Genomic DNA, 13,297 nt, shown 5'->3' with positions numbered 1-13,297 from the left:
AGGATAGCCTCCTGAACTCACCCGCTACCCTTCGACACTTTCTAATCGAAAGTGATGAAGGCTACTACACCGGATTCATCCAAATCACAAAAATCCTATTCGTCTTCCCTTGTCAGCGGATCTCTTGTCTCCAAACACATGAAACACCAGCTCAGTTATGATCAATCCCGACTGATACTAACCGACACCTTCTAGTAGGAAGCGACGAAGGCACTCTATGCAGGGATATTCCCACTCCCTGTAATTCCATAAAACTCCCGTTATCGAACGAGCTGAGCCGGAATGGAAGAGTGAGCGTGTCGGAGAGGTAAAGCTAACCTGAGACCCCGCAGGTTGCGCAAGCGACCGAGGAGGCTCGGTACCGCGCCTCCAACTCACGATCTCTGGAATGGAGGTCAGCCGGACTCTGATTTAGTCAATCCCGACAGTCCCCAATCACTCAAAGAAACTCTCCAAAAATCAGTCCTAATATAAAATTTTCTTTGAATAGTTGAAATCGCTTACAAATTTCGTATATGCTATAGGGGGAGAAATGATAGGGGGTATTTCCTGTATGAAAAAAATATTGATCGCGAACCGAGGGGAAATCGCACGCCGGATTATCCGGACATGCAACCGGCTTGGCATCGAAACGATCGCTGTACACTCTGAAGCGGATGGGGAACTGCCTTACGTGTCAGAAGCGACCGAATCGGTACTTATTGGGCCGAATCCCGTTGTCCAGTCTTACTTACAGGCGGACAAAATTATCGAACAAGCGAAACAGCGCAATGCGGATGCAATCCATCCGGGGTACGGCCTGCTTTCCGAAAATGCGGACTTCGCACGGAAAGTAGAAGAAGCAGGAATGATCTTTGTCGGACCAGCTTCACACATCATCGAGAAGATGGGCGACAAGATTGAAGCACGGCGGACGATGATCGCTGCTGGCGTACCGGTTGTTCCAGGAACGGAAGAAGGGGTACGTTCTTTGGAAGAAGCGGTCATAGAAGCCAAGCGGATCGGGTATCCGGTCATGCTGAAAGCAAGTGCGGGCGGCGGCGGAATCGGAATGGTACGCTGTGAAAATGAGCAAGCGCTCAGTCAACAATTCGAATCCGTCAAAAACCGTGCGAAAGCATACTTCGGGGACGATGTCGTGTTCCTGGAGAAATTCATTCAAACCGCGCGTCACATCGAAGTACAAGTGTTCGGAGATGCATCGGGGGGTGTCGTTCATCTATTTGAACGCAACTGCTCTGTGCAGCGGCGCAATCAAAAAGTGATCGAAGAAGCACCGTCACCGGCACTCGCTGGTAACGTGCGGACGGAACTTTGCGAAGCGGCTGTTCAAGCAGCGAAAGCGGTCGGATATACGAACGCCGGAACAGTTGAGTTCATCTTAGACGAAGACAGTAACTTCTATTTCCTGGAAATGAACACGCGTCTTCAAGTTGAGCATCCGGTTACGGAAGAAATTACGGGCTTCGATCTTGTCGAATGGCAAATCAACGTGGCACGCGGAGAATCGCTTCCACCACAAGAAACGATCCAAGCGGACAACCACGCGATTGAATACCGGATTTATGCCGAAGATCCAAAAACCTTCATGCCTTCACCAGGATTACTCGAGCGCATCACTTGGGGCGAGGATGCACGCATCGAGACAGGTTATGAAGCGGGCAACCGTGTCACACCGTTTTACGATCCGATGATTGCGAAAGTGATCATCACAGGAGCAAGTCGTGAAGAAGCATTGAACAAATCACATGAATTTTTCGCGCAGACGGATATTGCTGGGGTCAAGACGAACTTGCCACTGTTCCGCGAGTTCACAGAATCACAAATATTTGAAGCAGGCGATTATACGACTGCATCATTGGCCGAATGGCTCATAACTAAAAAGGAGGCACAACAATCATGAATGAATTGAAAGCATCGATGGCAGGTACAGTATTGAACGTATTGGTAGCAGAAGGGGACACAGTGACAAAAGGGCAAGCAGTTTTGACACTTGAGTCAATGAAAATGGAAATCCCGGTAGAAGCTGAAAAAGACGGCAAAGTCGAGAAAGTACACGTTGAAGTCGGCGCATTCGTCAACGAAGAAGATACACTGCTTACTTTGGGAGAATAAGGAGAACGTTGAAACAAGGGGGTAACGACATGACGAACACGACTGAAACAAAAGGGTATAACGATAGACTGCAGGAAAAGCTTTCATCGATCTTCGCTGGGGGTCAGCAGAAGTATCATGAGAAAATGAAAGAAAGCAATAAACTGTTTGTCCGCGATCGCCTGCGTTTATTGTTCGATGATGGCGAATATGTGGAGGACGGCCGTTTTGCGAACGTTGAAGCTGGCGACTTGCCGGCTGACGGCGTTGTGACGGCGATCGGTAAAGTTAACGGCGAAACGGTTTGTGTCATGGCGAACGACTCGACTGTCAAAGCAGGATCATGGGGTTCGAGGACGGTCGAGAAAATCATCCGCATCCAGGAAACGGCTGAGAAGATGCAAGTGCCGATGCTGTACCTTGTGGATTCAGCTGGTGCGCGTATTACAGACCAGTTGGATATGTTCCCGAACCGCCGCGGTGCAGGACGCATTTTCCACAACCAAGTCCGTATGTCGGGCATGGTGCCGCAAGTTTGTCTGCTGTTCGGCCCATCTGCGGCTGGTGGCGCATACATTCCGGCATTTTGTGATATCGTTATCATGGTCGAAGGCAACGCTTCGATGTACCTTGGTTCTCCACGGATGGCTGAGAAAGTTATCGGCGAGAAAGTTTCACTTGAAGAGATGGGCGGCGCACGCATGCACTGTACAGTAAGTGGTGTGGGTGATGTACTCGTTTCGACGGAAGAGGAAGCAATCGCGGAAGCACGCCGTTACATGGCATACTTCCCGTCGAACTTCGCTGTGAAGCCGGAAGTGTTGGAAGCGAAAGCTGCAGTTGCTGGTCGTACGCTGGAAGAAATCATTCCAGAGAACCAGAACGCACCATTCGATATGTATGAGCTGATCGATCAGTTGATTGACGAAGGCAGCTTCTTCGAAATTAAGAAGTTGTTTGCTGGAGAGCTAGTAACTGGTCTTGCACGCATCGATGGGCAAGTTGTCGGTATCTTGGCGAACCAACCGAAAGTGAAAGGTGGCGTATTGTTCGGCGACTCAGCTGACAAAGGCGCGAAATTCATTTCACTTTGTGACGCGTTCTCGATTCCGCTCCTGTTCCTTGCGGATGTACCAGGCTTCATGATCGGAACGAAAGTTGAACGTGCGGGCATCATCCGCCACGGCGCGAAGTTCATCGCTGCGATGAGCTCAGCTTCTGTACCGAAAATTTCGGTCGTTGTGCGTAAAGCATACGGTGCCGGACTTTATGCAATGGCGGGTCCTGCGTTCGAGCCGGACGTCTGCATCGCGCTTCCAACTGCACAAATTGCAGTAATGGGGCCGGAAGCAGCAGTCAACGCGGTGTACTCGAACAAGATCGAAGCGATCGAGGATCCGAAAGAGCGCTTGAAATACGTTCAGCAAAAACATCAGGAGTACAAAGAAGAAATCGATATTTACAAATTGGCTTCCGAGCTGATCATCGACGAAATCATCGCGCCTTCTGAATTGCGCAGTGTGTTGTCGACGCGTCTCGGCTATTATGCAACGAAAGAATTGCCGATGCCGTATCGAAAACACGGAGTATTTCCTGTATAATGATACAAACAACAAAGTCTGCCTTATAGGCAGGCTTTTTTAGCACAAAAAATGTGGAGAAACTTTTGACAATGCCATTGCCGGGAGGGGAAATTATGAAAGTCACGATCATCGGGGCCGGAGCGGTGGGAATGCTGCTGGCAACTCTTTTCGCGGAGAAAGGGGCGACCGTGCAAGTGGTGGCGAAGCGGCAGGAGCAAGCGGACTTGATTACCTATCAGGGGCTCATTCGCGACGGCTCGGAATTCCGCGTGGAAGCGCTGACGGATTATGCGAAGATCGACCGGAAAGCATTCGTCTTCGTGACCGTGAAGCAGCCGCACCTTGCCGAAGTGATTCCGGAAATCATCTCACACTGTCCCGAGCAGCCACTCGTGTTCCTGCAGAACGGCATGCTGCATTTGGAGCAGCTTTCACGACTACATAACGCACGTATTGCTGCAGGCAGTGTGGAACATGGTGTGAAAAAGATTGCAGACAATGAAATCACTCATGCCGGGGCGGGACGCATCCAAATTGCGGCTGTTCACGGCACAGGGGAAGATTTCGCGCCGCTGCTTAGTGACGAGAGCATCGGAGTGCACTGGCACGATGACGTCGACCGACTGCTGTTCCGTAAAACATTAGTCAACTGCATGATCAATCCATTGACGGCGTTGATGGGGATCAAGAACGGTGAATTGCTGACGAATGTCCATGCTTATACATTAATGAAAGCCCTTTACATGGAGCTTTACGGTGCGTTCCCGGAAATCGAAGAGATGCTGCCGTTCGAGGAAGTGACGGCGCTTTGTGCTGCCACGGCGGAAAATCACTCTTCGATGCGCGCGGACAGGCAGGCGGGACGGAAGATGGAGCTCGATACGATTCTGCACTACACGATTTCGAGAGCTCCTGAGAACTTGCCACTGCTGCGGACGTTGTATCACCTATTAAAATCGACAGAGGAATGAGTCTATGGAAATTTTACAAGTGCTGGCGGGGACGTTGATCATTGTCCCAATTTTAGTTTTCATCATTGTATTCGCTGTTCTCAGGCGCTGGCTCGGCAAGCGCGCATTCGGCATCGCCGCAGATGTCACCACATTGGTGCTGTTTTTCTCGATTCCGATTTCGATCGAGGCGATCTGGGGTATCTCGATCGGGATCTGGCTGGTTTACGGTGCGATCTTATTGGCGATCGGTCTGCTGTTCCTCGAACGGAAACGGACGAAGGAACTCAAAATCTCCACATATTTACGGAAGACGTGGCGTATTCTTTTCCTGCTGCTGTCCATCATTTATGCAGCGGTTTGGATCGGTGGCCTTATTTTCATGATCATCCGATTTGTTTGACAGGCTGATTTTTTTTCATCCCCATACGGTTCTGCTATAGTTAGGATGAATGCATAGAAAAAAGGGGATAATTTCATGAAGCTTGAAGAGCAATACCTAAAACCCTCCAGCGTATTGATGGAACACTACATAAATCAAAATACAAAATTAATGCCGTTTTTCTCTTATCCGCCGGAGCTGTCGGCATTTGAGCAGCGGCTGGAAGTGTTAGCGGATCATCCAGTGGATCGTCCCGCCCTTGCGCGTGTCATGGAAGAAGGCATGCAAAAGAACGGAATGACCGACGAAGCCGCTAAAAACCTCGAGGCATTCGTACAAGGCGCACCAGTCATCATCGCAGGACAGCAGGCGGGTCTTCTGACAGGACCGCTCTACACGGTCCACAAAGCGATTTCCACGCTTGTCTTGGCGAAGGAAGCAGCTGCGAAGTTGAACCGACCTGTCGTCCCGGTCTTTTGGATTGCTGGCGAAGACCACGACCTTGCCGAGATCAGCCACTTCTATATGAAGACAGACGGGCGGACGGATAAGCTCAATGTGCCTCACTACCAATACGGTAAGAAAACGGCATCCACTGTCGAGCTGGACAAAGAACAAATGAAGTCCTATTTGACGGTTTACTTCAGAAGCTTGCCGGAAACGGCGTATTCGAAAGCGCTGCAAGAACAGTGCTTCGAATTCCTGGAAGCATCCACAAGCTACACGGATTTCTTCGAACGTTATCTGAACGAATTCTTCGGTCATGAAGGCTTGCTGTATATCGATGCAGCGAACCCTGCACTCCGACGTTACGAGTCGGCGTACTTCCAGAAGATGATCGAGCGGAATGACGAAATCGCTGCGCGTGTCGTCGAAACGGAAGCGCGCTTGAAAGAGCTTGGCTACCCGGCAGTGATGGGAGCGGATCCGCAGTCGGCCAACTTGTTCATCATTGCGAATGAAGAGCGGGTATTGCTACAGCGTGACGGCGCAGATTTTGTCGGGAACGAAGGAAGTCTCCGTTTCACGAAAGAAGAGCTGCTTGAGATCGCGGCGAACACGCCGGAACGCCTCAGCAATAACGTCGTGACGCGTCCTCTAATGCAAGAAATGGTCTTTCCGGTGCTATCGTTCATCGGCGGACCAGGAGAGATCGCATATTGGGCAGCACTGAAGCAGACGTTCGAACTGTTCAGCATGGAATTGCCGGTCATCATGCCGCGTCTTGGGATGACGATCATCAATCGCCAGACAGCTTCACTGCTCGAGAAATACGACCTGACTTTCATAGATGTCGTACAAGGTGGGAAACTCCCCCACTTACGAGCGGAATTGTACGACCGGCATCGTGAGAAGGAAGCGGAGCAACGCATTTCTGACATGCGCGCTTACCTCGATCGGCAGTACGAATTACTCGAAGCAGATTTCCGGGAAGTGAGTAAAGGACTACAGCCAGTACTTGCGAAGAACCTACAGCTGCATACGAAGCAACTGGACTTTCTCTCAGACAAATTGGAAGAGCAAGTGCTCCTGCAGAATCAAACGGAGTTCAGGCATTACGCGCTACTGGAGCAGGAACTCGTTCCGGAGAACAGCTTGCAGGAACGAATCTTCACACCGTTCGTCTATTTGAACGAGTGGGGGCCGGACTTAGTGAAGTGCCTGAGCCGTTTAGATTTCAAATATGACAAAAACCACAAAATCATCTACTTGTAGAAACAGAAAAGTCTGCTGCGGCAGGCTTTTTTTCGTCTCAAGAAGCTGTTATGAAACATTTATCTGTAACATTCATGAAATATTATAAAAACAAGTGGTGGGAAGTGGGGGATTGTGGTACATTAAGTACAATAAGCGGGGTGAAGGTTATGTTCATGGGGGAGTTTCAACATAGTGTTGATTCAAAAGGACGGTTAATTATACCGGCTAAATTCCGTGAACAGCTCGGGGATCATTTTGTCATTACCCGAGGCTTGGACCAATGCTTGTTCGGTTACACAATGGAAGAGTGGGAGAAGATCGAAGAGAAATTGAAAGATCTGCCTGTCACGAAAAAAGACGCTCGCGCGTTCACCCGCTTCTTTTTCTCGGGTGCGACCGAAGTGGACTTCGACAAGCAGGGGCGTGTCAATTTACCTACGACCCTCGTCTCCTATGCGAAGTTGGAGAAGGAATGCATCATACTTGGCGTCTCCAATCGATTTGAAATATGGGCGAAAGATGCGTGGGATGATTACTTCGCACAATCGGAGAACTCATTCAATGAGATCGCTGAAAGCTTAGTGGACTTTGATTTTTAAATGTTTGATTGAACGGAGGGAATGGATTGTTCCAGCACACCACGGTTTTGCTCAAGGAAACAGTTGATGGACTGAACGTTCGCCCTGACGGTATTTACGTAGACTGTACGCTTGGCGGGGCGGGACATAGTGAGTATTTAGTGAGGCAACTTTCAGACGAAGGTCACCTTTATTGTTTTGACCAAGACTTGACAGCGATAGAACATGCAGCAGAGAAGCTGAAGGATTATATACATAAAATCACGTTTATCCGTGCGAACTTCAAATTCCTGAAAGAGGAGCTTGAAATGCGCGGAGTCGAAGGAGTGGACGGCATCCTGTACGACTTGGGTGTTTCCTCCCCACAACTGGATACGCCTGAACGCGGATTCAGCTATCACCACGACGCACCACTCGATATGCGAATGGATCAGTCGGCAGGATTAAGCGCTTACGAAGTGGTCAACGAGTGGCCGTTTGAAGATCTCGTACGGATTTTCTACCGCTACGGAGAAGAGAAATTTTCCAAGCAGATTGCCCGTAAAATCGAAGCGACACGCGAAAAAGCACCGATCGAAACGACAGGACAGCTTGTCGAATGCATCAAGGACGGAATTCCAGCCCCAGCAAGAAGAACGGGCGGGCATCCAGCTAAACGCGTATTCCAAGCAATCCGCATTGCGGTCAACGACGAACTCGGCGCAGCCGAAAGTTCCTTGAAGCAAGCGATATCCATTTTGAATCCAGGTGGGCGCATCAGTGTCATCACTTTCCACTCGCTGGAAGATCGGATCACGAAGACGATTTTCAAAGAAGCGTCATCATTACCGGATCTTCCACCGAACCTTCCAGTCATTCCCGAGGGGATGGAGCCGGAAATGAAACTGGTCACACGCAAGCCGATCTTGCCTTCTGAAGAAGAATTGGAAGTCAACAATCGATCACGATCAGCAAAATTGCGAATTGCAGAGAAGAAATAAAGAGATAAAGTATAGAGACAAAAAACTGAGAATAAGGGCGTGTTCACATGGCGTTGCATGCAAGAAGAGAAAATTATATCCAACAGCCGGCCGTTCCTCAACAACCGGAGCGGCAACCGGTACGAAAAAAGAATATTTGGATTACAAAAGGCGAAAAGGTGCTTTATTTGTCTTTCCTGGCGGCTTTCGTCCTATGTGCAGTCTTGATTTTACAGAATCAAGCTACTATTCAGGCAGCCTCACAGGAAATCCAAACAATTGAAAATTCTATCGATGAGAAAATGAAACAGAATACGGATTTGTCTGTTCAAGTGAGCGAACTTTCACGTTATGAACGCATTTGGTCGAAAGCAAAGGAAAGTGGTTTAAAACTAAATGATCAAAATGTAAAGGTAGTGCCGAGACAATGAAGAAGAAGTTTCGATTTCAATGGGGAGCCTTTCTGCTATTTTTACTATTTGCAGGGCTCTTTTTCATTTTATTGACGCGAATTGTGACGATTCAGGCAACTGGACAGGCTGAAGGACAGGAACTGGCTGCCAAAGCCGCTGCAAGATATAGCCAAGAAGAACATTTGAAAGCCGAACGCGGGAAGATCCTCGACCGCAACGGTGATGTCATTGCGGAAGACACGCTGACGTACAAGCTGGTCGCAGTCCTCGATGAATCAGCGACCGGTAATTCCAAGACACAGCGCCACGTAACGGATTATGACAAGACTGCCAGCGCACTTTCTGAATATCTCGGGATTTCATATGAGAGCGTAAGAGAGACTTTGCAAAACGGGGTCAACAACGAACGTTACCAAGTGGAGTTCGGAACAGCCGGCAGAGAGATCAGCCATACGAAAATGCTTGAGATGGAGGAGGAGAAGTTGCCAGGAATCCTTTTCGTGCAAAACCTCAAGCGTCTTTATCCGAACGGCATCTTCGCTTCTCATCTCGTCGGTTTTGCGATGAAGGAAGAACTTGAAGATGGCACGTTGAAGACGAAAGGGAAGATGGGGCTCGAATCGACATATGATGAAGTCCTGACCGGTACGGATGGTAAAATGGTCTTCAATACGGATAACTGGGGCTTCCTGTTGCCGAATGATGAAGCAGTTGTCGAAGAAGCGATCAACGGTTCGAACGTCCGCCTGACACTTGACCGCACGCTCCAGAACTTCCTGGAAGACGCGATGTCGAGTGTACAAGAGGAATATTCACCGACACGTATGATCGCGGTCATCGCAGATCCGAAGACCGGGGAGATCCTCGCGATGTCCCAACGTCCTACATTCAACCCGAACACACGGGAAGGGCTGTCTGAAAACTGGTTGAACGAAAGCATCGAGCTGACGATCGAACCAGGATCGCCGATGAAAGTATTCACGCTCGCATCAGCGATCGAAGAAGGCAAGTGGGATCCGAACGCATGGTACGAGTCCGGGACATATAAACTCGGGCCAGATACGATCGGTGACCATAACGGCCGTAAAGGGTGGGGGTCGATTACATTCCTGGAAGGCTTCCAGCGTTCATCAAACGTTTCGATGGCGTATTTGCTGGAACGGATCGGTCCAGAGAGGTTCCGACAGTATATCGATGCATTCGGCTTTGGCCAAAAAACCGGGATCGACTTGCCGAATGAAGCGTCCGGCAAGCTACTCGATCAATATGCAAGTGAAACGTTGACGTTGACATACGGACAAGGGTCGACGGTTACACCGATCCAGATGGTTCAGGCGGCGACAGCGATTGCCAATGGCGGTGAGATGATGAAACCTTATGTCATCGATGAAATCGTCAACCCGGAAACCGGAGAAGTCACGACGAAGAATGAGCCGGAATCAGCCGGACAGCCGATCTCAGCGGAAACAGCAGCTGAAGTATTGGAAGTCATGGCGTCGACGGTTACCGGAGAAGTCGGTTCGGCACAAGGTTTTGCCTTGCAGGATTATACTGTTGCCGGTAAGACAGGTACTGCAGAGATTCCAGGTCCAAATGGCAAGTATATGCGTGGGAATGGGAACTTTCTCTACTCCTTCCTCGGCATGGCACCAGCGGACGATCCGGAGCTTCTCATGTACGTAGCTGTGCAGCAGCCGAATCTTCCTCCGACAGAGTATGGATCGATCCCGGTTTCGAAAGTGTTCAAACCGGTGATGGAAAATGGCTTGAAGCATTTGAACATCGAGCCTGAAAACATCGAGGAAGTCAGAACGATCGAAATTGCCGACTACAGCGGACGTCCATCCGGAGAAGTCGCAAGGGAACTGACGGAAGCAGGCATGCAGACAGTGGTGATCGGTGAAGGCGGATCAGTGGAGACGCAATACCCGGCAAACGGACAGCAAATGGTCGAAAACGGCACAATCATACTGCGAACGGCTGGGGCGGTCCAATTACCGGACTTCACTGGCTGGTCGAAGCGGGAATTGCTTGCATTCCAGAGCTTGAGCGGATTATCATTGGAAATTGCAGGCGAAGGGTATGCAAGCGGACAAAGTCTGTCCGCCGGAACGATCATCACGAACGGTGAGCCGATTGTCATCCAATTACAGACGCCGGAAGATGCATATAAAAATCAGATGCTCGATGGTCCTGAAGGGGACCCCGAGTCACTAGCGCCTGAAGGGGAAGAAGCGGAAGGCACTGGATCTGAAGACAACGAATAGGAATTAAGTAAAAGGAGCTCTATTTATGAACGTGTATATTTTAATGGCATTCGGTCTTGCATTCGTCCTGAGTGCAATCTTGGTTCCGGCTTTCATCCCGATGCTCAGACGGATGAAATTCGGACAAAGCATCCGTGAAGAAGGTCCACAATCACATATGGCAAAAACGGGGACACCGACGATGGGGGGAATCGCTTATTTATTGGCGATTCTCGTTTCGGTCGTCGCAGCATCCATGTATGCGGAAGTCTTGACTGCAGAAATCTGGGTACTGTTGCTGGTCTTGATCGGCTTCGGACTCATCGGTTTCCTCGATGATTTCATCAAAGTCGCATTCAAGCGGAACCTCGGCTTGACGTCTTTGCAGAAGCTGATCGGACAGATCGTCATCGCGATCATCGCGTTCTTCCTTCTGCGCACACTCGGATTCGACACGAATATCGGGATTCCATTCACTTCATGGGAAATCGATTTGTCTGTCATCTACGTCTTGTTCCTGATTTTTTGGCTCGTCGGCTTCTCCAACGCAGTCAATCTTACCGATGGACTTGATGGACTCGTGGCCGGGACAGCTTCGATCGCATTTGCAACATTCGGCTGGATTGCGATTCAGCAAGATCAGCTCGGCGTCGCACTCTTCACATTCGCAGTGGCAGGTGCACTACTCGGCTTCTTGATCTTCAACAAGTTTCCGGCAAAAGTTTTCATGGGAGATACAGGTTCACTCGCACTCGGTGGAGCACTAGCAATGGTTTCGGTTCTGTTGAAACAGGAATTGCTGCTATTGCTCATTGGACTCGTCTTCGTCATCGAAACATTATCAGTCATTTTACAGGTCGGTAGCTTCAAAATCCGCAAAAAACGGATTTTCAAGATGAGTCCGATTCACCATCATTTCGAATTGAGCGGCTGGTCCGAATGGAAAGTCGTACTCATTTTCTGGTTTGTCGGCTTAATGGCCGCAATGATTGCTATCGGATTGGGGGGAATCTAATTGAAACAAGTACCACAAGTTCAACAGAAGAAAGTATTGGTACTGGGACTCGCGAAGAGTGGTTTGACCGCTGCACGCATCCTTCATAAGCTCGGCGCTTTCGTGACAGTCAACGACGCGAAGCCGTTCGAAGACAATCCGGAAGCACAGAACTTATTGAACATGGGAATCACGGTCATTTGCGGCCGTCACCCCGAAGACTTGCTTGACGAGGGCTTTGAACTGGTCGTCAAAAATCCTGGAATCCCGTATACGAACGCACTTGTCCAAACGGCGATGGAGCGGAATATTCCAGTTTGGACAGAAGTGGAGCTTGCTTACTTGATTAGTGAGGCGCCTTTCATCGGTGTCACAGGATCCAACGGCAAGACAACGACGACAACGCTGCTTTTCCATATGCTGAACCAGGATGCGAAGAAACCGTTGATTGCAGGGAATATAGGAACGGTGGCGAGTGGCGTCGCTGAACTGGCGACACCTGACAACGTCATCGTTACGGAACTCTCTTCCTTCCAATTGAAAGGGACCGAGCAGTTCCGCCCGGACATCGCCATCTTGACGAACTTATATGATGCACACCTCGACTACCATGACAGCCGTGAAGATTACCATGAATCGAAATTGAATATCACGAAAAACCAAACACCGGACGATCTGCTCATTTATAACGCTGATCAACCGGCAGTCGTGGCCCATGCTGAACAGTCTGTTGCAAAGCTCGTCCCTTTCACAATGAAAGGACGGACCGAGGAGCATATCAGTGCGGATGACCAGTGCGTATACTGGCAAGGAAAACCGCTGATCGAACGCAGGAAAATCTTGCTGGCAGGTCAGCATAACTTGGAGAATATCTTGGCAGCAACTGCTGCAGCATTACTTTGGGGCGGGACAGTGGAAACCATTCAACGTGTTCTGACGTCCTTTACCGGTGTGAAGCACCGTTCACAGTTCATCGTGGACTGGCGTGGAAGAAAATTCTACAACGATTCCAAAGCGACGAATGCGCTGGCAACGAAATCAGCGCTCGAAGCATTTTCAGGAAACATCGTCTTGCTTGCAGGCGGCTTGGAACGGAATCATTCGATCGAAGAGATGCGCCCATATATGAACCGTGTGAAAGCACTTGTGACATTCGGAGAAACTGCTGAACGTTTCACGGAATTCGGTAAGAGCTGCGGGGTGGGGGACACCATATCCGTAGAAGGCATGGAAGAAGCTGTCGAAAAAGCGATTGCCTTGTCGGAGGCAGGGGACACCATTTTACTTTCCCCGGCCTGTGCCAGCTGGGATCAATATGAGAGCTTCGAAATTCGTGGAGATGCTTTCATTGATGCCGTCAAAAAACTGACCGCCGGTAATTGAACGGTCGGGATCCAAAA

At 49.7% G+C, this 13,297-nt stretch carries 12 protein-coding genes; all 12 read left to right on the top strand.

What is annotated here, in order from left to right; all coding sequences use genetic code 11:
- Positions 1-553: 553 nt before the first annotated feature.
- The 12 genes from GIW82_RS04650 to murD all read left to right on the top strand — a co-directional run bounded on the left by GIW82_RS04650 (position 554) and on the right by murD (position 13,280).
- A complete protein-coding gene (locus GIW82_RS04650) occupies positions 554-1,903 on the top strand; it encodes an acetyl-CoA carboxylase biotin carboxylase subunit (RefSeq protein WP_154748719.1) in 1,350 nt (449 codons plus the stop codon).
- Complete coding sequence (locus GIW82_RS04645; protein ID WP_154748718.1) at positions 1,900-2,115, top strand: acyl-CoA carboxylase biotin carboxyl carrier protein subunit; 216 nt, start codon at positions 1,900-1,902, stop codon at positions 2,113-2,115. The genes GIW82_RS04650 and GIW82_RS04645 overlap by 4 nt, the downstream gene beginning before the upstream one ends.
- A 29-nt stretch (positions 2,116-2,144) precedes the next feature.
- Positions 2,145-3,695 (top strand): acyl-CoA carboxylase subunit beta, encoded by a 1,551-nt coding sequence (locus GIW82_RS04640; protein WP_154748717.1) that lies wholly within the window; start codon positions 2,145-2,147, stop codon positions 3,693-3,695.
- A gap of 95 nt (positions 3,696-3,790) precedes the next feature.
- Positions 3,791-4,648: a ketopantoate reductase family protein gene (locus GIW82_RS04635; RefSeq protein WP_195913939.1), complete on the top strand. Its 858-nt coding sequence runs from the start codon at positions 3,791-3,793 to the stop codon at positions 4,646-4,648.
- 4 nt (positions 4,649-4,652) lie between these two features.
- Entirely contained in the window at positions 4,653-5,030 is a 378-nt protein-coding gene (locus tag GIW82_RS04630) for a DUF3397 family protein (protein ID WP_154748715.1), read from the top strand.
- 75 nt (positions 5,031-5,105) lie between these two features.
- Positions 5,106-6,725 (top strand): bacillithiol biosynthesis cysteine-adding enzyme BshC, encoded by a 1,620-nt coding sequence (gene bshC / locus GIW82_RS04625; protein ID WP_154748714.1) that lies wholly within the window; start codon positions 5,106-5,108, stop codon positions 6,723-6,725.
- A 149-nt stretch (positions 6,726-6,874) separates the two neighbouring features.
- Positions 6,875-7,306 carry a division/cell wall cluster transcriptional repressor MraZ gene (mraZ, locus tag GIW82_RS04620; protein ID WP_154748713.1) on the top strand — a complete coding sequence of 144 codons (432 nt, stop codon included), beginning with the start codon at positions 6,875-6,877 and terminating at the stop codon, positions 7,304-7,306.
- Positions 7,307-7,332: 26 nt separating this feature from the next.
- Positions 7,333-8,265 (top strand): 16S rRNA (cytosine(1402)-N(4))-methyltransferase RsmH, encoded by a 933-nt coding sequence (gene rsmH / locus GIW82_RS04615; protein WP_154748712.1) that lies wholly within the window; start codon positions 7,333-7,335, stop codon positions 8,263-8,265.
- A gap of 47 nt (positions 8,266-8,312) precedes the next feature.
- Positions 8,313-8,675, top strand: a complete 363-nt coding sequence (gene ftsL, locus GIW82_RS04610) for a cell division protein FtsL (protein WP_154748711.1) — start codon at positions 8,313-8,315, stop codon at positions 8,673-8,675.
- The gene (locus GIW82_RS04605) at positions 8,672-10,924 is read left to right on the top strand and encodes a penicillin-binding protein (protein ID WP_154748710.1); all 2,253 of its coding nucleotides are present in this window, start codon (positions 8,672-8,674) and stop codon (positions 10,922-10,924) included. The genes ftsL and GIW82_RS04605 overlap by 4 nt, the downstream gene beginning before the upstream one ends.
- Positions 10,925-10,949: 25 nt before the next feature.
- Entirely contained in the window at positions 10,950-11,918 is a 969-nt protein-coding gene (gene mraY / locus GIW82_RS04600) for a phospho-N-acetylmuramoyl-pentapeptide-transferase (protein ID WP_154748709.1), read from the top strand.
- On the top strand, positions 11,919-13,280 hold the full coding sequence (gene murD / locus GIW82_RS04595) for a UDP-N-acetylmuramoyl-L-alanine--D-glutamate ligase (protein ID WP_154748708.1): 1,362 nt from the start codon (positions 11,919-11,921) through the stop codon (positions 13,278-13,280).
- The last annotated feature ends 17 nt before the right edge of the window (positions 13,281-13,297 follow it).

The organism is Planomicrobium sp. YIM 101495, assembly GCF_009707665.1.
Taxonomy (GTDB): Bacteria; Bacillota; Bacilli; order Bacillales_A; family Planococcaceae; genus Planococcus.
This window is presented reverse-complemented; position numbering and strand designations above follow the sequence as displayed.

Bases quoted from the DNA above. Each gene is read 5' to 3' on its own strand.
- GIW82_RS04645 (WP_154748718.1), top strand. From the start codon at position 1,900: ATGAATGAATTGAAAGCATCGATGGCAGGTACAGTATTGAACGTATTG.
- bshC (WP_154748714.1), top strand. From the start codon at position 5,106: ATGAAGCTTGAAGAGCAATACCTAAAACCCTCCAGCGTATTGATGGAA.
- ftsL (WP_154748711.1), top strand. From the start codon at position 8,313: ATGGCGTTGCATGCAAGAAGAGAAAATTATATCCAACAGCCGGCCGTT.
- GIW82_RS04635 (WP_195913939.1), top strand. From the start codon at position 3,791: ATGAAAGTCACGATCATCGGGGCCGGAGCGGTGGGAATGCTGCTGGCA.
- mraZ (WP_154748713.1), top strand. From the start codon at position 6,875: ATGTTCATGGGGGAGTTTCAACATAGTGTTGATTCAAAAGGACGGTTA.
- GIW82_RS04640 (WP_154748717.1), top strand. From the start codon at position 2,145: ATGACGAACACGACTGAAACAAAAGGGTATAACGATAGACTGCAGGAA.
- mraY (WP_154748709.1), top strand. From the start codon at position 10,950: ATGAACGTGTATATTTTAATGGCATTCGGTCTTGCATTCGTCCTGAGT.
- GIW82_RS04630 (WP_154748715.1), top strand. From the start codon at position 4,653: ATGGAAATTTTACAAGTGCTGGCGGGGACGTTGATCATTGTCCCAATT.
- GIW82_RS04605 (WP_154748710.1), top strand. From the start codon at position 8,672: ATGAAGAAGAAGTTTCGATTTCAATGGGGAGCCTTTCTGCTATTTTTA.
- GIW82_RS04650 (WP_154748719.1), top strand. From the start codon at position 554: ATGAAAAAAATATTGATCGCGAACCGAGGGGAAATCGCACGCCGGATT.